The organism is Gilliamella sp. LMG 34360, assembly GCF_984568995.1.
On sequence record NZ_OZ474900.1, the window covers coordinates 1476736 to 1499090 of the forward strand.

General features: G+C 33.2%; 20 protein-coding genes. 17 read left to right on the forward strand and 3 right to left on the reverse strand.

Features of this window, described 5'->3' with window-relative positions; translation table 11 throughout:
* Window positions 1-25: 25 nt before the first annotated feature.
* Window positions 26-781, forward strand: coding sequence for a prepilin peptidase (locus AC5LW9_RS06580; RefSeq protein WP_493456567.1), 756 nt, complete (start codon window positions 26-28; stop codon window positions 779-781).
* 144 nt (window positions 782-925) lie between these two features.
* A complete protein-coding gene (locus AC5LW9_RS06585; RefSeq protein ID WP_493456568.1) occupies window positions 926-2077 on the forward strand; it encodes a M20 aminoacylase family protein in 1152 nt (383 codons plus the stop codon).
* Between the two features lie 411 nt (window positions 2078-2488).
* Here AC5LW9_RS06585 and ygfZ read toward each other — a convergent pair whose 3' ends face one another.
* Window positions 2489-3367 carry a tRNA-modifying protein YgfZ gene (gene ygfZ / locus AC5LW9_RS06590; protein WP_198227827.1) on the reverse strand — a complete coding sequence of 293 codons (879 nt, stop codon included), beginning with the start codon at window positions 3365-3367 and terminating at the stop codon, window positions 2489-2491.
* A gap of 284 nt (window positions 3368-3651) precedes the next feature.
* On the opposite strand from ygfZ, the gene ilvI reads away from it, so the two are divergent.
* The 14 genes from ilvI to AC5LW9_RS06660 all read left to right on the forward strand — a co-directional run bounded on the left by ilvI (window position 3652) and on the right by AC5LW9_RS06660 (window position 18728).
* The gene (ilvI, locus tag AC5LW9_RS06595) at window positions 3652-5370 is read left to right on the forward strand and encodes an acetolactate synthase 3 large subunit (protein ID WP_198227825.1); all 1719 of its coding nucleotides are present in this window, start codon (window positions 3652-3654) and stop codon (window positions 5368-5370) included.
* A complete protein-coding gene (gene ilvN / locus AC5LW9_RS06600; protein WP_039128719.1) occupies window positions 5370-5864 on the forward strand; it encodes an acetolactate synthase small subunit in 495 nt (164 codons plus the stop codon). The genes ilvI and ilvN overlap by 1 nt, the downstream gene beginning before the upstream one ends.
* A gap of 216 nt (window positions 5865-6080) precedes the next feature.
* Complete coding sequence (locus AC5LW9_RS06605; protein ID WP_198227920.1) at window positions 6081-6203, forward strand: hypothetical protein; 123 nt, start codon at window positions 6081-6083, stop codon at window positions 6201-6203.
* Between the two features lie 190 nt (window positions 6204-6393).
* Window positions 6394-7095: a purine-nucleoside phosphorylase gene (gene deoD, locus AC5LW9_RS06610; protein WP_086327587.1), complete on the forward strand. Its 702-nt coding sequence runs from the start codon at window positions 6394-6396 to the stop codon at window positions 7093-7095.
* A 39-nt stretch (window positions 7096-7134) separates the two neighbouring features.
* Window positions 7135-8313 (forward strand): MFS transporter TsgA, encoded by a 1179-nt coding sequence (gene tsgA, locus AC5LW9_RS06615; protein WP_493456569.1) that lies wholly within the window; start codon window positions 7135-7137, stop codon window positions 8311-8313.
* Window positions 8314-8487: 174 nt separating this feature from the next.
* Window positions 8488-9180 (forward strand): Crp/Fnr family transcriptional regulator, encoded by a 693-nt coding sequence (locus tag AC5LW9_RS06620; RefSeq protein ID WP_493456570.1) that lies wholly within the window; start codon window positions 8488-8490, stop codon window positions 9178-9180.
* Window positions 9181-9516: 336 nt separating this feature from the next.
* Complete coding sequence (locus tag AC5LW9_RS06625) at window positions 9517-11103, forward strand: IgaA/UmoB family intracellular growth attenuator (RefSeq protein ID WP_198227819.1); 1587 nt, start codon at window positions 9517-9519, stop codon at window positions 11101-11103.
* A gap of 217 nt (window positions 11104-11320) precedes the next feature.
* Window positions 11321-12958 carry a glutamine hydrolyzing CTP synthase gene (gene pyrG / locus AC5LW9_RS06630; protein WP_025315202.1) on the forward strand — a complete coding sequence of 546 codons (1638 nt, stop codon included), beginning with the start codon at window positions 11321-11323 and terminating at the stop codon, window positions 12956-12958.
* A gap of 48 nt (window positions 12959-13006) precedes the next feature.
* Window positions 13007-14308 carry a phosphopyruvate hydratase gene (gene eno, locus AC5LW9_RS06635; RefSeq protein ID WP_025315203.1) on the forward strand — a complete coding sequence of 434 codons (1302 nt, stop codon included), beginning with the start codon at window positions 13007-13009 and terminating at the stop codon, window positions 14306-14308.
* A gap of 229 nt (window positions 14309-14537) precedes the next feature.
* Window positions 14538-15482: a VirK/YbjX family protein gene (locus AC5LW9_RS06640; RefSeq protein WP_198227817.1), complete on the forward strand. Its 945-nt coding sequence runs from the start codon at window positions 14538-14540 to the stop codon at window positions 15480-15482.
* A gap of 199 nt (window positions 15483-15681) precedes the next feature.
* On the forward strand, window positions 15682-16593 hold the full coding sequence (locus tag AC5LW9_RS06645; protein ID WP_198227816.1) for a LysO family transporter: 912 nt from the start codon (window positions 15682-15684) through the stop codon (window positions 16591-16593).
* 422 nt (window positions 16594-17015) lie between these two features.
* A complete protein-coding gene (locus AC5LW9_RS06650; RefSeq protein ID WP_232352503.1) occupies window positions 17016-17273 on the forward strand; it encodes a PTS sugar transporter subunit IIA domain-containing protein in 258 nt (85 codons plus the stop codon).
* A gap of 7 nt (window positions 17274-17280) precedes the next feature.
* The gene (locus AC5LW9_RS06655) at window positions 17281-17730 is read left to right on the forward strand and encodes a triose-phosphate isomerase (protein ID WP_493456598.1); all 450 of its coding nucleotides are present in this window, start codon (window positions 17281-17283) and stop codon (window positions 17728-17730) included.
* A 23-nt stretch (window positions 17731-17753) separates the two neighbouring features.
* Window positions 17754-18728 carry a sugar-binding transcriptional regulator gene (locus tag AC5LW9_RS06660; protein WP_493456571.1) on the forward strand — a complete coding sequence of 325 codons (975 nt, stop codon included), beginning with the start codon at window positions 17754-17756 and terminating at the stop codon, window positions 18726-18728.
* Window positions 18729-19089: 361 nt separating this feature from the next.
* Here the strand turns inward: AC5LW9_RS06660 and pssA are convergent, their stop codons facing one another.
* Window positions 19090-20445, reverse strand: coding sequence for a CDP-diacylglycerol--serine O-phosphatidyltransferase (gene pssA, locus AC5LW9_RS06665; RefSeq protein ID WP_198236251.1), 1356 nt, complete (start codon window positions 20443-20445; stop codon window positions 19090-19092).
* A gap of 141 nt (window positions 20446-20586) precedes the next feature.
* Complete coding sequence (gene ydiK / locus AC5LW9_RS06670; RefSeq protein ID WP_198227813.1) at window positions 20587-21639, reverse strand: AI-2E family transporter YdiK; 1053 nt, start codon at window positions 21637-21639, stop codon at window positions 20587-20589.
* Window positions 21640-21740: 101 nt separating this feature from the next.
* Between ydiK and eco the strand changes: the two genes are divergently transcribed.
* Window positions 21741-22235 carry a serine protease inhibitor ecotin gene (gene eco / locus AC5LW9_RS06675; protein ID WP_198227812.1) on the forward strand — a complete coding sequence of 165 codons (495 nt, stop codon included), beginning with the start codon at window positions 21741-21743 and terminating at the stop codon, window positions 22233-22235.
* Window positions 22236-22355: the final 120 nt, after the last annotated feature.

The window sequence follows — 22355 nt, forward strand, 5'->3', positions numbered from 1 at the left end:
TATAGTCATATGTCTAGGTCTTTGTGTGGGTAGTTTTATTAATGTTGCATATTGTCGTTTTGCTCCATCACAAACATTATCAGTTTATCTGAAAGAAATAAGCTTGCAACGTTCAAAATGTCCTTGTTGTCAAACGAGATTAAACGTTTGGCAATTAATTCCAATTGTTTCTTGGCTCATTTTAAAAAGGCGTTGTTATTACTGTCAAAGCATCATTTTATTCAAATATGTTGCTTGGGAATTGCTGGTCGCTACTTTATTTTTAGTGATTTATTTGCATAAAGGCCTCAGTTATCAGAGTTTTATTTTAATGTTTCTAAGTTGTTATTTTTTATTGTTGGCATCCATTGATTTTAAATACTTTTTACTGCCTGATTTTTTTACTCAACCTTTGATGTGGGCAGGATTAATTGCAGCCTATTTCAATGTAACAAACATTAGGTTAGATGACGCATTAATTGGTATTTTATGTGGATATCTTTTACTTAAATTACCTGCTATTTTGTTTTATCTGATTTCTAACAAGCAGGGATTAGGCGGAGGTGATATAAAACTACTTGCAGCTCTAGGTACTTGGATTCCATATCAATTACTTGCGCTATTATTGATAATTGCCTCGCTATTAGGTATGTTCTATTATTTTTTTCAGAAGAATCTTTTGAAAAAACAGTCTTTGACAATTATTCCATTTGGTCCCTTTTTATTAATTTCGGGTTATTGTCTATGTTATTTTAGTCAAGAAGTTTCAGGTCAACTATACGTTTTAGTCAACAATTTGTAGGCTTATAACTGTTTCCGTTTCACGATATAACTAAAACCAATAATCTTAGTAAAAATAGTTATTTTCATAAAAGATGAAATAGCAGTATAGTAATGCACATTTATACTGACTCAGTTAAAAACGAGAATCAATAAGGAATTTATAATGAGTACTATCAATGAATTGAAATCAGACATGATCACTTGGCGTCATCATATCCACGCCCATCCAGAAACCGCTTTTGAAGAGTTAAACACGACAAAATTTATAATCGAAAAACTGAAATCTTTTGGTATTAACGAACTCTATACAGAGTTTGCACCAACGGGTGTAGTTGGTATTATTAAAGGTAATAAAGAGGGTCGATGGATTGCTTTACGAGCTGATATTGATGCATTAGATATTATTGAAGAAAATAAAATTGCTTATTGCTCAACAATACCGGGTAAAATGCATGCTTGTGGTCATGATGGTCATACTGCTACATTATTAGGAACAGCCAAATATTTAAGTGAACATCGAGATTTTGCTGGAACAGTAGTTGTCATTTTCCAACCTGCAGAAGAAAACGAAGGTGGCGCGCGCGTTATGGTGGAAAATGGATTATTTGAACGTTTTCCAATTGAAGCTGTGTATGGTATCCATAATCAACCTAATATGCAACTTAACCATTTCTATATAACCCATGGACCAATGATGGCATCCTATGATGTTTTTGAAATTAAAATTACGGGTGTCGGTGCCCATGCAGCAGCACCTCATTTAAGTAAAGATACTATTTTAACCGCAACTCAAATTGTTAATGGTTTACAGAGTATTGTAAGTCGTAATGCAGATCCACTCAGTTCATTAGTGGTCAGTGTAACTCAAATACACAGTGGCGATACTTGGAATGTAATACCGCAACAAGCCGTTATTCGAGGAACAGTCAGGACATTCGATGCAAAAATTCAAGATATGGCTGAAAGTCGTATTAAACAAATTGCTACAGGTATTGCATCTACATTTGAAGCTAAAGCCGAGGTAGACTATCAAAGACGTTATCCTGCTACTATCAATTATGCAAAGCAAGCAGACATTGCCATTAAAGCAGCTAAAAATGTGGTCGGGGAAGCCAGTGTTATTATTGATCCAAATCCATCAATGGGTGCTGAGGATTTCGCTTTTATGCTAAAAAAAATACCCGGTGCTTATGTGTGGTTAGGTGCGGGGCAAGGAGCGAATTTACATAATCCAGCTTATAACTTCAATGATGAAGTTTTAACAACCGGTGTTGAGTATTTTATTGAAATAGTCAATCAAGAATTGGGCAAATAAAAGTTAATATTAATTAATTAATCTATAATTTGTAAAAATACTTAAATGATTAAACAGTTAATCAATTAACAATATTTTTTGGTTAACTGTTTGACGAATATCAATGAAAGAATGTTTGGCTAATTGAGACAACAAGAATTGGTCAAACAAAAATCGATATTAATTAATCTATAATTTGTAAAAATACTTAAATGATTAAACAGTTAACCAATTAATAATATTTTTTGGTTAAATGTTTGACGAATATCATTGAAAGAATGTTTGGCTAATTGAGACAACAAGAATTGGTCAAACAAAAGTCGATATTAATTAATCTATAATTTGTAAAAATACTTAAATGACTAAACAGTTAACCAATTAATAATATTTTTTGGTTAACTGTTTGACAAATATCTTTAAAATAATATTTAACTAATTGAAACTAAGTACACTATCAATTTCCCCTTTTACTCTAAATGGGGTATTAAAATCAATGCCATTAGCTAGCACAACTTGCACATAAATATTATTATCTTGATTAAGTTTCAAAGCTGCTAAAACTTGACCGCTTTCTCGCCAATTACCATCAATTTGGTATTCTATGGTGCCTCCAATAACTGGTAAAACAGCACTTTTGCCGGCTAATAAATAAAGTCCGCGTTTATTGGCTCCCCGATATTGTGCGCGAGCGACCATTTCTTGCCCACAATAACATCCTTTATCAAAACTGATAGCATCAAGATATTGCAAATTACAGGCTTGAGGTAACAAGCTTTCGGTATTTTCGGCATCAATAATGGCATAACCTGCTTCTAACTCAAGTTGTAACCAACGACTACAAGGCTCTAAATCATCATCGATTGCCTCTGGTGTTATCTTAATTACTCGAACATGAGGAGAGGTTAATTTTATATAGGTAACATTATTTTCAGTAAAACAATTATTATCCGTAAATTTTGCAAGTATTTCGCTCGGTATTGCTTGAGAATCTAATCCAACAATATTTAAGTCGGTAACAGGTTCAATACTGACTTTTGAAAAGACTGCATATTTTTTTAAGGCAGCCATTTGTTTTTCTACTACACTTTTTCGAACAATATAGTAAATATCTTGACCTCGTTGGAATAATAATAAATTGCTCCACATTTTTCCCTGAGAATCACAATGAGCAGCAAATAATGCTGTTTGTTCTGTGAGATTGTCAATATCTATTGTTACTTGTCCTTGCAAGTATTTATGATTATCAGTACCAGAAACTTTGACTAATTGCCAATCGGCAAGTGAGATGGGTTTAATTGAGAGAATGCTCATAATAACGCCTATATTATAGTAATGGAATCTAGAATCAGTATTGCCAGAGATTAACTTATTAAGAGTTTATATAAATACGATAAAAATAACAATAAAATCAATAAATAATATTTTAAAGAAAATTATTAAACATTGTTTTAATTAGTTTTATTTCTCATAATTTAATATATTTTTTAATTAACAAAATTTGTATCACTTATATCATTGAGTTTATTGATTTTATGTATAAGTTAATGCAAAATGAAGTATTAAATGACAAATAAGTTATATTGGAGGCAATAAGCATGGCAAAATTGTCAGGTGCGGAGATGGTCATTCAATCTTTGATTGATCAAGGAGTAAAACAGATATTTGGTTATCCTGGTGGTAGTGTTCTTGATATCTATGATGCAATTCACACACTCGGTGGTATTGAGCACATTTTAGTTCGTCATGAACAAGCCGCTGTCCATATGGCGGATGGTTATGCCAGAGCAACGGGTGATGTCGGCGTGGTTTTGGTCACATCAGGGCCAGGTGCAACCAATACGATAACAGGTATTGCCACTGCCTACATGGACTCAGTGCCACTGGTTATTTTGTCTGGTCAAGTTGCCAGTAATCTTATCGGCAATGATGCTTTCCAAGAATGTGATATGGTTGGTATTTCGCGTCCAATTGTTAAACATAGCTTCCTAATTAAAAATAGTAAAGATATTCCTGAAACGATAAAAAAAGCGTTTTACATCGCCTCAACAGGTAGACCCGGGCCGGTCGTAATTGATTTACCGAAAGATATTGTTAATCCAGCTAATAAATACACTTATCATTATCCAGAAACAGTATTAATGCGCTCTTATAATCCAACTATTCAAGGTCATAAAAAACAGATCAAAAAAGCGTTAACTACTTTATTGTCTGCTAAAAAGCCAGTGTTATTTGTTGGTGGTGGTGTAATTAGTGCTGATGCAAGTAGTGAAGTTAAAACGCTTACGGAAACGTTGAATTTACCTGTTGCTTCAACACTAATGGGTATCAGTGCTTTTCCTGGATCGGACAAACATTCTTTAGGGATGATTGGTATGCACGGTGTTTATGAAGCCAATATGGCGATGCATAATGCCGATGTGATTCTTGCTATCGGTGCACGTTTTGATGATCGAACGACCAATAACGTTGAAAAATATTGTCCAAAAGCCAAAATTATCCATATTGATATCGATCCTACCTCAATATCCAAAACAATTCATGCAACAATTCCTGTTGTTGGTGATGCCAAAGTCGTTCTTGAAATCATGTTATCCATGTTGGATGAGTTAAACATCGAACGTGATTTTGATGCATTAGTTGATTGGTGGAAACAAATTGAACATTGGCGTGCACGACACTGCTTGGCCTATAGTCATGAAGGTCAAAGTATCAAACCTCAAGAAGCCATTGAAGTGTTATACAAATTAACTAAAGGTAATGCATATGTGGCAACGGATGTGGGACAACATCAAATGTTCACAGCACTTTATTACCCATTTGATAAACCGCGTCATTTTATTACATCGGGTGGGTTAGGAACCATGGGATTTGGTTTGCCTGCTTCACTTGGCGTTAAATTAGCGTTTCCTGATAAAACGGTTGTTTGCGTTACAGGTGATGGCAGTATTCAAATGAATATACAAGAACTTTCAACGGCATTGCAATATGGCTTGCCTGTTATTGTCTTAAATCTTAATAACCGCTTTTTAGGAATGGTTAAACAGTGGCAAGATATGATTTATGCTGGTCGTCACTCTTCATCTTATATGGAGTCGTTACCTGATTTTGCAAAAATTGCTGAGGCTTATGGTCATGTGGGTATGATGATTAACAAACGGGAAGATCTTGAACCTATGCTTAAAAAAGCGCTTTCGATAAAAGATCGTTTGGTTTTTATTGATGTTATGACAGACGCCACAGAACATGTTTATCCAATGCAAGTTCGCGGTGGGGCAATGAATGAAATGTGGTTAAGTAAAACGGAGAGAACCTAATGCGTTATATTTTATCAATTTTAACAGAAAACGAGCCGGGCGCATTGTCGCGTATCATTGGTTTGTTTTCACAACGTGGGTTTAATATTGAATCCATTACGACCGCACAAACTGAAGATCCGACAATGAGTCGAATGACGATTCAAACCTCAGGTGATGAACATGTGCTTGAACAAGTCCAAAAACAACTTCATAAACTAGTTAATGTGTATCGTGTTAATGATTTAACCGAAGGCCCACATGTAGAACGTGAAATTATGTTAGTAAAAATAGCCGCTAAAACATCAGATGCGCGTGATGAAGTTAAACGTTGTGCCGATATCTTTAGAGGTTCGATTGTCGATGTGACAGCAACTCACTATATTGTGCAATTATCAGGTACGAGTGACAAACTTGAGTCATTTCTCTCTTCAATTCGTGAGACCTGCAATATAGTTGAAATGGTTCGATCTGGTATTATCGGCTTATCCCGCAGTGAAAAAACGGTTAAATAAGTTATCTTCAAAATAAAACGAAAGGCGCATCATTGAAGCGCCTTTTTTATAACAGGAACAAGTGACAAACTTGAGTTATGTCTCTCTTCAATTCGAGAGACTTGCAATATAGTTGAACTAGTTAGATCTGGTATTCATTGGATTATCCCTCAGTGAAAAAACAGTGAAATAAATTATATTCTAGATCAAATTAAAGACGCTTTAATCGTCTTTTTTATAACAGGAACGAGTGACAAACTTGAGTTATGTCTATCTTCAATTCGTAACACCTGCAATATAGTTGAAATGGTTCGATCTGGTATTATCGGCTTATCCCGCAGCGAAAAAACGGTTAAATAAGTTATCTTCAAAATAAAACGAAAGGCGCATCAAGCGACTTTCTAAAAATCAATGATAATTTAATTATCAAATTACCCAAAAAATTCCAAAAATGTGGCATAGAACAACGATTTCGGACTTATGTCCTAGTTGAATGAAATATATCCTGATTATAATTTGGAAATAAATTACTAATTAATCAGGAAATATTATGACCGCACATATCAATGCTAATCCTAACGATTTTGCACAAACCGTTATCATGCCTGGCGATCCTTTACGAGCCAAATTTATTGCAGAAAATTATTTAACTGACGCAAAACAAGTTTGTAATGTACGTAATATGCTTGGATATACAGGCCTTTATGATGGTGTTGCTGTTTCTGTGATGGGACATGGAATGGGTATCCCATCCATGACACTTTATGCACATGAATTAATTAATGACTATAACGTTAAACGCATTATTCGAGTTGGTAGTATAGGTGCTACCCAACTAGGCATTAAAATGCGAGATGTTATTTTAGCGATGGCTGCTGGAACAGATTCTATGACGAATCAAAAAAGAGCGGATGGTTATAACATTGCAACATCCGCGACGTTTTCATTATTACATCGTGCATATGAAATAGCTAATGAGATGGGTTTACCTGTAAAAGTTGGTAATGTTTTTAGTGGTGATCTTTATTATGACCCAGATGAAAAGTTAATTGGTACGCTCGAAAGATCGGGTGTTTTAGGTATAGATATGGAGGTCGCAGGTCTATATGGTATCGCACAGCAGTTTAATATTGAGTCATTAGCCATTTTAACAGTTTCAGATCATTGTTTAACTGGCGAAGAAACGACTGCAGAGGAGAGGCAATTAACATTCAATAATATGATAAAGCTGGCTTTAAATGTTGCCACATAATCCTAATTAGTTATGTAATGTATATCTTTGGATAATAATATGAGAAATAAATTATCTCTTACTCTTATCAGTTTTTTAGCTAATTTCATTATGGCTGGTTTTGCCAGTCAATTTGGTATGCTAATTGAACCAATTGCACAAAGTTTCAGTGCTGATGTCGATAATGTTGCATTCATTTTTTCTTTATTAAATGGAGGGGCATTATTGGGAACAATTTTAGCATTTTTTTTAATTGATATTATTGGTATTAAACGAATTACCTTACTAAATTATAGTATTATCATAATATGTTCATTTATTTTATACCTCACTAAATCTCTAATAATACTTAAATTTTGTATGATTTTGGTTGGTTTATGTGGCGGAATAGGTTTGTGTATTGCTGGTACAATTGTGGTATCTATTTGGCAAGATAAAATACAAAGTACAATATTAGTTGTACAAGATGCTACTTTCAATATTGCTGGCGTGATCTTTCCACTTATTACAACCCACGCTTTAACTCATGACCTGTCTTGGGCTACTAGCTATTTAACGGTTGGCATTGTCACTGTATTGATGTTAGTTATCATTCTATTTACCAATTTTAATTTAATTAGTAAGCCTCATGCTGATCAAAAACAGCAAAGTCATCAAAAATCTGAATGGAACTTTGGCATTTTATCTGCTGGTTTTGGATTATTTTTGGCAATGCTTGCCTTATACACTTTTTTAACTTGGGCGCCATTATTTGTAAGTCATAAATTTTCTATTTCATTTGAAAATGCAGGCAATATTATTACTCAATATTGGGGTGCAGCCTTGATAGGTGCTCTCGTTTCGACAGCAATTGTTACACGCATTAAAATTGAGTATTTTTTCGTAACTATTATTATATTAGCCTTTATTATGACGTTGTTGATTGTTAATATTCAACATATTGATTATATTGGTTACTTTACCTATGGATATGGTTTTGTTTGTGCTGCATTATATAATGCCTTTGTCGCTTACGGCGTGACATTTGTAAAAAATGCCTCAAGTAAAAATGTGTCATATATTTTAATCAGTGGCAGTGCTGGAGCCATGTTTAGTCCGGCAATTAGTTCTGTATTGAGTAAGTATTTCAGTATTCAAATTATTATGAATGCAATCCCAGTTTTTTATGTAATTATTATTATAATGTTAGCTATTTCAATGATCGAGAAGAAGAGGATAAGTAGTATCGATAAAATTTAACAAAAAATAATGAATTACAAAAAGTTAAAATAAAATAGTATATCGCTATTATTATCACAGTTGATTATAATTATGCCATATTAAAATAAGATAATGATATGGATAATTGAATATCTAGATTTTACAAATATAAAGTAATATTGTGATTAAAAGTTCGTTAGTAGTGATAATTTTATGCAGTTGAGATCATTAAATAAAGGTCGTTTTAGCCAATATTGGCAAGATAATAATCAATTATTTGAAACAATTATAGAGCAGTGTATTGTTGATAAAAAAATTGTTGATGAAAAGACGATTCTTTTCCGGCAGGGATGTAAAGTCGATAAGTTAATTGTTGTTTATAATGGTACGATTTCGATACGTTATCAGGCAAATAATGGGCGCTGTTTTCATCTTGGTACCATAGATTGTGATGCGCATATTTTTGGTGAAATGGAGTTTTTTACCGATTATTTATGTCAGTTTGATATTATCGCCGAAGATGTGTTAACCATTGCTGTAGTTAGTATTGATAAATTATATCTATCATTACTTGAACACCCTAAATTAGCACTGTTTTTTGCCAGTGCTATCGCTTTTGATTATCAAGAAACATTAGATATTTTATTAAAAAGAACGTTATATTCAATTTGTTTTAATATCGCTTTTGATATTTATCAGCATCATCTAAATGTGCATCCCGTCAATAATTTTCAAAAAAGCTATTTAGAAGCTGAACGTTTTGGCACAACAGATCGTGTTTATCGCCGTGCTGTTAATGAATTAATAAATTTAGATATTGTACATAAAGTTGCTGGAAAATTGGTAATTAAAGATATCGATAAGCTTAAAGCTTTTATTGAATGTCAGGAGAAACTCGCTAAATAGTTAAAAGACAGTTAACACATTACAGCAATCAGTTAAATAATTTTTTATTATTTTATAAATGATCCGTATTTAAATAAAAAAATAAATAATTTTTAAAATAAGGAATTTTAATATTAGATGAACAGTCAAAAGAATTTATCAATCATTATGCTATTTTAGCTGGCATGGTTTTTGTCTGACAATCTATATTGTCTGATAGGTGAGTGATAGTTGTTATTACTATAGCCATAGTATTTCTGGTTTCAGAGTTAATTAATCTAATGCAGACGAAATCATTTAATATTATGAAGTTAAGTTAGGCAATATCGTTATTTATTTTTATAAGAAATCAATAGTATGTTATATATTTTAGCGATTATAGTTTTTGTTGTTCTCTCGTCAGCGTTGGTGAGAGGTTTTATTTTGTCTCAACGAATTATGGATAGTTTAGATAAGCCTAAAAAAAAGCGAATCCAAAATGTCACCTTTACCCGCCTAGAATCAATACGACAGTTAACTGAAGAAGAGGATATTTTGCTTCAGCCTTATCTTGATAATAAAGACCTTATTACTTGTCCTTATCAATGGGAAAGTTCATTAATCAGTTCTGATGTCACGACAATTAAAGGTTATATTAAAAGAGAGCATGCAAATAATGCGAAGATTAAAGACGCTTTCTATTACAAGATGGATGATATATCACTATTTTTTCCTTATAGTATGGATCACCATATTGCTGGGTTTGATGGTCTAGTCCGAAAAAATACTCACACAAATATTGAACCTATCAATACTGCTGAAGTAGTTTTTACTAAAAGCTATGCAATTGTTGTTAAAATAAACAATTATGATTTATTGCAAGCTGGTTTAAATCTATCTTGTCGTAAAGAGAATCAAATTAAAGAATATTGGCAGACAGGAAAATTAAAACCTATTCCTTTGAGTAGAGCTGAAAGCGCAAATGAAACCTTTACTCAACTAATAACAGAAGAATCAGAAAAAGTACCTACTTTTGAGATTCTTAACAAAAGAGAAAAAAATCAATTTGAAACCGCAATCGAAGATCGGAGCAACTCTGGCAAATTAATGATTGGATTGTTTGTATTTGGCGTGATGGGATTATTGGCTTTAGAGCATTTTCAATCGCTCGTACTGGTTGCCTTTTCAATCATCTGTTTCATATTATCTATGATAGCATCGTATATAAAGCGAGAAATACCTAGCGAGTATGTTAATCATATTAAAGCACAAATTAGGGATAACTGTCCTGTTAATCATCAATTAAGTATTGAATCAAATTTTAATGTTTTTTATCCCGAACACTGGAAAATGTTTCTTCCTAATAACAGTGATGTATCGATTGATATGCAGGCAGAGCTTGAAACTGCACAATTACTCAGTTACGGTGACTATTTATCAATAAGTGAAGAAGTGAAAAGTTATGGCGCACCAAAATTTATCTACCATAATGTTTTATTAGCTATTACGGGGTTGATACTTGCCGTGTTAATGTTCTTTCTTACCAATGCCGGTGAAAAATTAGATTTTACCTATCAGATATTAAATGATTTGATCAACATTAGAAACATTGATGATAAAAACAGCATAAATAAATCGTCAATCAAACCACAAACTGATTATAATGCAATTTTTTCAGGTAATAGTAGCAACCTTAAAAAAGCAGATATAGTAAAAAGTGTAAATTATCACAATGAGAAGAATTCGAAATTATTAGTAACTACGCAAATAATCTATAATTTTGATAAAAACCAGTTATTCTCTTTTTCATCGCCTATTTTGATCAACAATTGCGTATTTCTATTGGTTATCTTAATCAGCTTAATCAATAGTATTTTGATTATCTGGAAAAAAGGTTCGAATCATTTGAGACTAGAAAAAATAATCAGTAACTATAAGGATAAATTTATTCAAGATACAAATTAATGGGTTGGATTAATGTTTAGACGGATTAGCTGAATAATTGATGTTATTTAATTGAGCAAAGTGAGCAAGTTATTTGCTGTGCTTAATTATTCAATTGTGAGCTAAGGCAGATTCTGTTATACTAATTTCCCGTCTGATTCATCGTATATTGCAGTGATTTTTATAGTTTAAAATCGATGCAATATTATTCAATTAAATAAATAATGGTCTGGTATTAATGGTCACGAATTATATTTTTGTTACAGGCGGTGTCGTTTCTTCTTTAGGTAAAGGCATTGCCGCAGCGTCTCTTGCTGCAATTTTAGAAGCCCGCAATTTAAAAGTCACCATGCTAAAACTTGATCCCTACATTAATGTTGATCCGGGTACAATGAGCCCTATTCAACATGGTGAAGTTTTTGTGACTGAGGACGGTGCTGAAACAGATCTGGACTTAGGTCATTATGAGCGTTTTATACGTACCAAAATGACACGTAAAAATAACTTCACAACTGGACGTATCTACTCTGACGTATTGCGTAAAGAGCGTCGTGGAGACTATTTAGGGGCAACTATTCAAGTTATTCCTCATATTACTAACGAGATTAAATCACGTGTAATTGAAGGTGCAAAAGGTTTTGATGTCGCGATTGTTGAAATTGGCGGCACGGTAGGGGATATTGAATCGTTACCATTTTTAGAAGCGATCCGTCAATTAGCCGTTGATGTTGGTCGTGAGCACACTTTATTTATGCATCTAACATTGGTGCCTTATTTAGCATCATCTGGTGAAGTTAAAACCAAACCAACGCAACATTCAGTGAAAGAACTTCTTTCAATTGGTATTCAACCAGATGTTCTTATTTGTCGTTCAGATCGCATTATTCCTGCAAATGAAAGATCTAAAATTGCACTATTTTGTAATGTGCCTGAGCGTGCAGTTATTTCACTTAAAGATGTCGATTCTATTTATAAAATTCCTGCATTATTAAAATCACAAAATTTAGATACCTTTGTTTGCAATCGTTTCCATCTTGAATGCAAAGAAGCGGATCTTTCTGAGTGGGAACAAGTAATTTATGAAGAAGCCAATCCAGTTGGTGAAGTTACAATTGGTATGGTGGGTAAATATATTGCTTTACCTGATGCTTATAAATCAGTGAATGAAGCATTAAAACATGGTGGATTAAAAAATCGTTTAACGGTGCATATCCGTTATATTGATTCAGAAGATCTTGAATCACGCGGTACGGATCTGTTAAAAGGTTTAGATGCGATTCTCATTCCTGGTGGATTTGGTTATCGTGGTGTTGAAGGTAAAATCATGGCAGCTCGTTATGCCCGTGAAAATAAAATCCCTTATTTAGGTATTTGTCTTGGTTTACAAGTTGCAATGATTGAATATGCACGTAATGTAGCTGGGATTAAAGATGCCAATTCTACTGAGTTCGTTAAAGACTGTGCTAACCCTATTATCGCTTTAATTACTGAGTGGAGCGATGAATCAGGTAATGTAGTACAACGTAATGAAAACAGTGATTTAGGTGGTACTATGCGTTTAGGATCTCAAATTTGCCATTTAGAACCGAATTCATTAGTATATAGCATGTATAAAAATGAGTCGATCACGGAGCGTCATCGTCATCGTTACGAAGTAAATAATAATTTATTACCAAAAGTAGTTGAGGCTGGGTTAAAAGTAACAGGTCTTTCAACAGATAGAAAACTTGTTGAGATCATTGAAATCCCAGATCATCCTTGGTTTGTTGCTTGTCAATTCCACCCGGAATTTACCTCGACACCACGAGATGGACACCCACTATTTGGGAGTTTTGTGAAAGCTGCCAAAACTTATCAAGAGCAGCAACAAAAATAGTTTTTGGATTAACATTAGTAATATATCTGTCATATAGAGGAAAATAACATGGCAAAAATCGTTAAAGTACATGGTCGTGAAGTAATCGACTCTCGTGGTAACCCAACTGTTGAAGCAGAAGTTCATTTGGAAGGTGGATTTGTTGGTTTAGCAATCGTTCCATCAGGAGCATCAACAGGCTCACGTGAGGCATTAGAACTTCGTGATGGTGATAAATCTCGCTTTTTAGGTAAAGGCGTATTAAAAGCTGTTGAAAATGTAAATGGCCCAATCGCTAAAGCTGTTGTTGGTAAGGATGCGCTAGATCAAGCAGCTATCGACCAAATTATGCTTGACTTAGATGGAACTGACTTCAAATCTAACTTAGGTGCTAACTCAATTCTTGCTGTTTCTTTAGCAACTGCTAAAGCTGCTGCGGCAGCTAAAGGTGTTCCACTTTTTCAACACATCGCAGATCTTAACGGCACACCAGGTCAATACTCAATGCCATTACCAATGATGAATATCATCAATGGTGGTGAACACGCTGATAACAACATCGACTTACAAGAATTCATGATTCAACCAGTTGGTGCTAAAACAGTTCGTGAAGCAATCCGTATGGGTTCTGAAGTTTTCCATAACTTAGCAAAAGTTTTACATGCTAAAGGTATGAATACTGCTGTTGGTGATGAAGGTGGTTTTGCGCCTAACTTAGGTTCAAATGCAGAAGCATTAGCATGCATTAAAGAAGCTGTAGAAAAAGCAGGTTATGTACTAGGTAAAGACATTACTTTAGCGATGGACTGTGCCGCTTCTGAATTCTATAACAAAGAAACAGGTAAATATGTATTAAAAGGTGAAGGTAACAAAGAATTCACTGCAGAAGAATTTACTCACTATTTAGAAGGTTTAACTAATGAGTATCCAATCGTATCTATCGAAGACGGTTTAGATGAAAGTGATTGGGAAGGTTGGGCATACCAAACAAAAGCTCTTGGTAACAAAATCCAATTAGTTGGTGATGATCTATTTGTTACTAATACTAAAATCTTCAAACAAGGTATTGAAAAAGGCATCGCAAACTCTATATTAGTTAAAGTTAACCAAATTGGTACATTAACTGAATCTATCGCTGCAGTTAAAATGGCGAAAGATGCTGGTTATACAGCTGTTATTTCTCATCGTTCTGGTGAAACTGAAGATTCAACTATTGCTGATTTAGCTGTTGGTTTAGCTGCTGGTCAAATCAAAACTGGTTCTATGAGCCGTTCTGACCGTGTTGCTAAATATAATCAATTAATTCGTATTGAAGAAGCATTAGGTTCTAAAGCACCTTTCAACGGTTTGAAAGAAGTTAAAGGACAATAATTATTGTTATTAAACTGATTATTTACTTTAATAGAAAAACGGTGACCAGTTCACCGTTTTTTATTTTCATATAATTTAGCCTTTTATTTAGCAACAGTTGCACCAACTAGTTTTGTGTTGTAACCTTATCGTTCAAATTTTATGGCTTTTTATTAATATTTCATTATTATTTATTAATTTAGTCGCTATATAAATATTTAATAGAATAACTAATTTGATTTTTCTGCTTATGAATAATATTACGAATATGTCCCAGCCTAAAAGTAAGTGGCAACTGTTTAACTGGCTTTGTACCGGTAAACTTCCGCTTAATGAACTGTGGATAAAATCGACTTATCGTTTCAAATTTTTTTTTCGAACCTTATTTTTAAGTCCGATCACATTTAAATTATTGGATAAATTGAGACTATATCCATTACTGGGATATTATTTATCATGCCAAACCAATTTACCATGTAAATTACAACGACCTTATTTAGCCTCTTGTTTAAGTCAACAAGAACGTTTTGAGGCACTAGCCTACCATTATGACTTTTTAGCTAAACATCCTGACAGCATGAGTAAAGCTTTTTATAATCCGAATATCGCTTTTGTACTGGCTGATGTTAAAGTAAAAAACGATGCTAATATCAAAATCGCCATTCAAGCACGCAATAAGTTTGCTCGTGAAGGTGAAATTAGTCTATATTTTTATGATAATGATAGCATTGATTTGGCTACGATAACTTTTACAATAATGCAATATCAACAAAAAACAACACTTTTTATTGCTGGATTACAAGGCACAGGTCATCATGATGCTCGCATTCGAGTACAACAAGCAACAAAACAGTGTTATGGACTGTTTCCTAAACGTGTTGCGTTAGAGGCGGCCTTAGTCATTGCGCGCTATTTTAATTTAGAACAAATAGTGGCGGTGGGTAATAAAACGCATATTTACAATAATTGGCGTTACAATAGCCGACAAGAACGTATTTTATCGGATTACGATGATTTCTGGTTAACCATTGATGGCAAACAAGACAGCAATGGTTTATTTATATTACCTAATCAAATCTATCGAAAATCACTGGATGAAATCGCTAGTAAAAAACGATCAGAATATCGTAATCGTTATGCTTTATTGGATCAACTCGAAAATAGTATTACAGAGAATTTGGCTTCATTAAAATAATAAGCTAGCTTTATTGTTAATCACAATATCGCCATATTAAAATAGACAAAATTGTCGCTTGTTTAAGGTGTTTACAAGCGACATGCAAATCGACTTATTCTAAATAATTATGCTAGTCTACTTAACCCGATTGTCGATTTTATCGATAGTTTCATATTAGTAAGATAATAACTAAAATTAAATAGTCAGGAAATAGAAAATGTATTTTGGTCTTCTTATTGCATTTGTACCATTGTGTTTGGGATATTTAATTACCTTTAAAAACCAACAATGGATAACCAAAATTAACAAAATCCTTAGCTGGATGGTTTATTTTATTCTATTTCTAATGGGATCCGAATTAGCGCACCTTGATAATCTCAAAGATAATTTACAAACTATCCTATTTTATGCGGGCGTCTTATTTATATGTACTTTTGGTGGTAATTTTATCTTTTTAATGTTATTTGATATCTTCCTGCCTTGGCAAACCACTCATACTAAACATGATATTGGCTCACGCTTTAAAATGATTTTAGAATCATTACGGGTTTGTATTGCTTTGATTCTAGGTTTTCTTGCTGGCTTAATTCCTCTCTTTATCTGGCAATACAATGAAGATATTACTAAAATTGTTTTGGTTTTTTTACTTTTATTGGTTGGGATTCAGTTACGGAGTAATAATATCTCATTAAAGCAAATCTTACTTAGTAAAGTCGGTATTGCTACAACAATAATTGTAATAATAAGTACTTTTTTAGGCGGTATCATAGCGGCATTGATATTCAATCAACCAATTCGTGTTGGATTAGCCATGTCATCTGGATTTGGTTGGTATTCACTTTCTGGACTCTTAATGACAGAAGCGCATGGTGCAATTATTGGTAGTGCCACATTTTTAAACGACATTTTGCGCGAATTATGCGCCATCATTTTAATTCCGAGTTTAATTAAACGTTATAAACTTACTGCACTGGGTTTATGTGGTGCTACCTCTATGGATTTTACCTTACCGATGCTACAAAAAGGTGCAGGTATAATGATTGTTCCTTCTGCAATTGTGCAAGGATTTTTATTAACCTTAATTATGCCAATATTTATGACATTATTTAATTATGGCTTCTTTTTTTAATAATGAGTAACAACTCATTATTAAAATTTAAATTTTGTTTTAATCTTAAATTTATGATCATGCATTTAAAAATTCATGGTTATGCTCTTAGTATCAATTATTAAGAGATTTAAGTCATTTATCTTATCTTTAATTCAATAATTACTAATCATAGTCATTCATTTAGCTATAAATTCTCATCATTTTAATATTTAGATCTTAGTCACAAATTTTTTAAAAAGTAATTTTCTCTATCGTTTTACTCTATAAAATCGAACAAAAGATTAATTATTAATCATTTATTCGAAGGTTTCATAATTAGTATCGTATTAGTGTCACACAGTAAAAAAATCACTGATGGGCTTAAAGAAATTATAGAAGATATGGTGGATTCTACGGGTGACGTAAAAATTTTTTCAGCGTGAGTAACGGGAGATGGCCGAATGGGAACAGATCCCCTCACAATTTATAACATCATCAAACAATCTTCTGATTATCGTAATATTCTAATCTTAGCTGATATTAGTAGTGCCATTTTAAGTGCTGAAACAGCCATTGGACTTATAGAAGACGAATCATTAAAAAATAAAGTGACTTTAGTTAATGCATCTTTATTCGAAGGTGCTTTTGTTGCTTCTTTAACCACTATACTGTTAGTTATGTGGTACAACTTTAGGAGGTATCACAGCGGTTTACATTGAAAATTATATAACGGTCAATAAAAAAGTGAAAACTGCTTTGAAACATGGATTAACACCTTTAGTTTGTATTGGTAATAGTCATGAGGAGAAGTCTTTAGGTGTATCAGCTGAAACAGTGATCAAACAAATGAAAATAAACTTATTTGAGATTGATAAGCAGCACCCAGCACAAGTGGTTATAGCTTATGGGCCAATATGGGCTATTAATAAAAATGGTATCGCAGCAACTCCAGAAGAGGCACAATATATTCATCATCAGCTGCGATCAGCTTTAGTTGAACTCTATGGTCAACAGATCGCCGATCAAATGATACTTTTATATGGAGGCAGCGTAAATCTTGAAAATTCAACTCCACTAATTGATCAACTAGATATTGATGGTTTATTTATTGGTCGTAGTGCATGGCAAGCGACAGGTTTTTGTAATATATTATCAGCAATTAATCAGCAAAATTAATGTTATGACAAAAGGCTAAAATAATGGATATATTTGAAGATAAGCAAGAAACAGAGCTACTTACTGAAATTGCTGTTGCTTACTATGAGTATGAGCAGACTCAAGAAGAAATTGCTAAGCGATTTGGTATCTCTCGCATTAAAGTCGGTCGCTTACTCAAAAAAGCGAGATTGGAAGGAGTTGTAGAAATTAATGTTAAATATCATCCAATATTTAGTTCAAGAATCGAACAGCAATTTATTAGTAGTTTTGGTATAAAACGAGCGCTAATCGCTTTAGATCATCAAGATGAGGGTGAACAACGCAGACAAGTAGCCGCACTTGTAACTAACTATTTATCAAGTGTTTTAAAAAAAGGTGTGACAGTGGCGGTTGGACAAGGTCGTAATGTTGCCGCGATTGCAAGTCATGTGGGTGTTTTTCCTGAAAAACAGTGTAAATTTATTTGCGGAATTGGTGGTACCCAAAGGGTTGGAGAAATTATTGATGCTGACCATATCAGCCGAAGTTTAGCTAGAAAATTTAATGCTAGCAGCGAAACGCTTTATGCGCCAGCCTATGTTGAAAATCGAGAGCTTAAAGAAGCTTTTATTCAAAATAGAGTCATCAAAGATACATTAGAACGAGCGGCCAAAGCAGATATTGCGTTAGTCGGTATTGGTGATATGAACGAAAATAGTTACATGGTGCAATTGGGGTGGTTTACTCCCCAAGAGATAACTCATGCAACTTTGAAGCAAGGCGTGGTAGGCGATATTGCGGGTTATGGTTTTTTTGATATCAATGGGGATCCCGTTGATACGGCTATGAATGATCGGGTAATTGGTCTTAGTATTGATGAACTCCGTAATATCCCGTGTGTTATTGCTATAGCTTCTGAAAATACTAAAGCAACAGCGATTTTAGGTGCGCTTCGTTCTGGGGTTATAGACATAATTGCAACCAGTGCATCAAATGCTCGAACGGTACTCAATTTACAACAAAATCAGATTAAATAATAGGTTGTAAAAAAATTTGAGGTTAACTATACGTTTTAGTATAAAAAAGCGAAACATCCTAGTCATTCAATAATAAATAGGTTACTAAAACGATTTACGTTTGTTAAATTAACAAAGAAAAATAAGTTAATAAAAATTCATGTAGTCATTAACAACTGGTTATTAGCAAATAAAAATTTTATAAATCTGATGTCTAAGTTAAGAGAGTTTGATTGGTGTATTTATTTTAATGGATGGTTGATTAAAACATTGCTCTAATACACAGATAAAGGTATTAGAGCATTTTATTTTAACATTAATATAATGATTTCAAGTTTAACTTATATAAATCTATTATATCTAATTTACTCATTTTAAAGGGTTATAACAAACGCTTAATTACTTTATCAACGCGGATTCTGCTCAATCTCTTTATTAATTTATGAACACGTTTCGGATAAAATTGACTCGCTTGAATCTGTTGAAAGTGTGTAATTAATGTCGTTTTTTGGCGTATTGTATCAAGCTCATGGGTGATTTGTGTCTGTAATTCTTGTTTAGGATCATGAATCAAAATACCATTTTCAAGGTCTAAACGCCATGCTCTTGGATTAAGATTGTTTCCAGTAACTAGCATCCATTCATTGTCAACCCAAACTCCTTTTAAATGATAGGTTTGGTCATTATCTTTCCATAATCTAATAATTAATTGTTCTTTATCAACATATGACTGCAATCGTTCAATAAAGTTTCTTAAATAAATTTCATACAAATAAGGTAAGCCACCGGAAATATTAAACGGCTTATCTTCAGGAATATAAAAGTCATTCGCTTCTTTATCACCAATAATAATTTCAACTTGTTTGCCTTTTCTAAGCAAACGAATGATGTCACGAACTAAGATATTTGGCAGATTAAAGTAGGGCGTGCATAAAGTCACTTTTTGTTGCGCTGAATTAATTAAATGGTGAATGGTTTTATTTAATGAATTATTTCGACCTAAGCCTGCAATCGGTGATACGGATAACTCATTATTATTTGCATTATTGGTATATTGATAATTGGTTTCAGAAAGATGTTGACGTAAAACTTTAATTTCATTTTTAATTTGCTTGCGTGATTTATGTTCAGCAACATCTAAACGTTGCAAAGCGTCAAAAGGTAAAAAGTTGTTATCGATATAATCAATCATGCTTTGTGCAAGTAATCTATTGGTAATAAGATGATATCTGTCATAACGATAATGATCGAGTTTATGCAGGTATACATTATTCAGGCTAGCACCACTGTATATAACTGTATCATCAATAATAAATCCTTTAAGATGTAAAACCCCAAGCACTTCACGACGATTAATTGGAACACCATATACTGGAACATCAACACCAGGATGCTGTAATTTCATTTGGTGATAAAAACGTGCATTGGTGTGCGTTTTGTCTTCTCCGATTCGACCGCGTTGTGCCCGATGCCAATCTACAAAGATTTTAATATCTAAATTAGGATTGATTTTTTTTGCTTGGTAAAGAGCATTTAGTATTTCTTGCCCAGCTTCGTCTTGTTCTAAATAGAGTGCTACAATATAAATTCGAAATTGGGCATTTTTGATTTTTTCAAGTAAAGCTTGTCTATATGCTTTAGGATCGTACAAAATACTATATTGATCTGCATTTTGCTGGATTTTTGCTAATTCATTAAGATGCTTTTGATGATTATATTTAATAAAAGGTATTCTCATGATTCATATATTATTGTAACTGGTTCAAAATGTAGAATAACACACTTTAAGCCAGAAAATAACACTCCTTATTTCATAGTCCTGAGTCAATGTTGTTTATATAATTTTTGTTATTCAATTTAGTTCGTCAATATTATCTTTTTAAGATTGTTCATCAATCCAGGTTTGAATGATTTTATATGTCAATGCCAATACCACTGGACCAATAAATAATCCCATCAAACCAAAACTGAGTAGGCCACCGATTACCCCAAATAAAATCAGTAAAAATGGTAAATCAGCCCCTTTCTTTATTAAATATGCACGCATTACACTATCAAGCGTTGTTAAAATAATTGCGACAACAATTAATATAATGCCAGAGAGAGTATGACCATTCCAAAATTGCCAAATGATACAACCGAGCATGACAATGACAGGGCCGATTTGTGCAACACAGCAGATAAATAACACCAGTGTTAAAACGCCCGCTAATGGCATTTTCGTGATAATAAAACTGATCCCACCAATTAGAGCTAGAGTGATTGCCGTTACTACCACGCCAAGAGCTACTGCACGAATGGATTGTCCTGCTAGTGTCACGGTAATGGCGCCATATTGTTTAGATAAGCGATTAGCAAATAAATAAACGTATTTGGTAATCATTTCACCTTTAAGAAAAAGTAATAAACTGAAAATGATCATGACACCAGCATGAAAGATGAATATACTGATGTTGGTTACCTGTGATAACAACCAACCTATTAGCGTTCCAATGTAAGGTTGAATACTGGAGACCAGATCAGAACCATCCGTTTTAATGATATTTAGCCAACTTTGATGAAGTTCTGGTCCGAAAGTCGGGATACTCTCCAGCCAATCAAATGTAGGTAATTCATGATGTGATAAAGATTTAGCCCATTCAATGAGATGGTGACCATTTTGTGCGACACTACTGATGATCAAAAGAAATGGAATAATACAGACAAGCGCTAAAATTAATGCCATGATAGTTAACGATAACCAGCGTTTATTAAACATTTTTTTCTGGATTTTTATCATTAATGGCCATGTAGCAATAACTACCATGACAGCCCAAAAAAAACCAAATAAGAAAGCTTCAACAACACGATAAGTAATAATGATTAGTAACCCAATCAGTAATAAGTTTAAAATTAACTTCAATAAATCATAGGTATTTTTTTCTGCTGGCATTTTTGTACCATTTTTATTAATCTAAATAATGTTATTATACGCACTATCATTAAAAAAACATATGTTAGTGTAAATGATAAATCTTTGATGGAGATATTAAAATGAGAAAATTACTGTTATTGCTGTTAGTTAGTATATTGTTACCTGCATGTTCAACAACACCTAAAATTAACAATCCAGTTCAAAATGCGAACAATATAGCACCTTATCCAGATGCTATGGATGGCTACACTCGCTATGCAATCCACCTTCCTTCTTTAGCCAATGAAAATAAAGCGCGAGTTGAAGTTTTAATAGGTAAAGAGATAAATACTGATTGTAATACGCGCAGTTTAGGTGGCATCGTTAAGCAAGAAGAATTGAAAGGTTGGGGTTACAACTACTATGTTGTTGATAAAGCGAATAACGATATTTCAACGCTTATGGCTTGTCCTGAAGGCACTAATAAAAATCAATTTGTTACTATGAATCATAATTTAGGATTATTAGATTATAATAGTCGCTTACCAATTGTGTTTTACGTACCAAATGATTTAACAGTTAAATATCGTATTTGGCAAACAGGCTCTAAAGTCCTCCAAGCGAGTGCTGAATAGAAAAAGAAAATTAACTGTTAATTATCGGTGAAATAAGGGTTGTTTGATTAAAATATAGTCACTCAATCCTGAAACTTAAGATATTTGATTTTTTAAGTAGACATCTCAAAAAAAAAATGT

Excerpts from the sequence above, each read along its gene's own strand:
- AC5LW9_RS06585 (WP_493456568.1), top strand. The coding sequence starts at position 926 with ATGAGTACTATCAATGAATTGAAATCAGACATGATCACTTGGCGTCAT.
- ygfZ (WP_198227827.1), bottom strand. The coding sequence starts at position 3,367 with ATGAGCATTCTCTCAATTAAACCCATCTCACTTGCCGATTGGCAATTA.
- ilvI (WP_198227825.1), top strand. The coding sequence starts at position 3,652 with ATGGCAAAATTGTCAGGTGCGGAGATGGTCATTCAATCTTTGATTGAT.
- ilvN (WP_039128719.1), top strand. The coding sequence starts at position 5,370 with ATGCGTTATATTTTATCAATTTTAACAGAAAACGAGCCGGGCGCATTG.
- deoD (WP_086327587.1), top strand. The coding sequence starts at position 6,394 with ATGACCGCACATATCAATGCTAATCCTAACGATTTTGCACAAACCGTT.
- tsgA (WP_493456569.1), top strand. The coding sequence starts at position 7,135 with ATGAGAAATAAATTATCTCTTACTCTTATCAGTTTTTTAGCTAATTTC.
- AC5LW9_RS06620 (WP_493456570.1), top strand. The coding sequence starts at position 8,488 with ATGCAGTTGAGATCATTAAATAAAGGTCGTTTTAGCCAATATTGGCAA.
- AC5LW9_RS06625 (WP_198227819.1), top strand. The coding sequence starts at position 9,517 with ATGTTATATATTTTAGCGATTATAGTTTTTGTTGTTCTCTCGTCAGCG.
- pyrG (WP_025315202.1), top strand. The coding sequence starts at position 11,321 with ATGGTCACGAATTATATTTTTGTTACAGGCGGTGTCGTTTCTTCTTTA.
- eno (WP_025315203.1), top strand. The coding sequence starts at position 13,007 with ATGGCAAAAATCGTTAAAGTACATGGTCGTGAAGTAATCGACTCTCGT.
- AC5LW9_RS06640 (WP_198227817.1), top strand. The coding sequence starts at position 14,538 with ATGAATAATATTACGAATATGTCCCAGCCTAAAAGTAAGTGGCAACTG.
- AC5LW9_RS06645 (WP_198227816.1), top strand. The coding sequence starts at position 15,682 with ATGTATTTTGGTCTTCTTATTGCATTTGTACCATTGTGTTTGGGATAT.
- AC5LW9_RS06650 (WP_232352503.1), top strand. The coding sequence starts at position 17,016 with ATGGGAACAGATCCCCTCACAATTTATAACATCATCAAACAATCTTCT.
- AC5LW9_RS06660 (WP_493456571.1), top strand. The coding sequence starts at position 17,754 with ATGGATATATTTGAAGATAAGCAAGAAACAGAGCTACTTACTGAAATT.
- pssA (WP_198236251.1), bottom strand. The coding sequence starts at position 20,445 with ATGAGAATACCTTTTATTAAATATAATCATCAAAAGCATCTTAATGAA.
- ydiK (WP_198227813.1), bottom strand. The coding sequence starts at position 21,639 with ATGCCAGCAGAAAAAAATACCTATGATTTATTGAAGTTAATTTTAAAC.
- eco (WP_198227812.1), top strand. The coding sequence starts at position 21,741 with ATGAGAAAATTACTGTTATTGCTGTTAGTTAGTATATTGTTACCTGCA.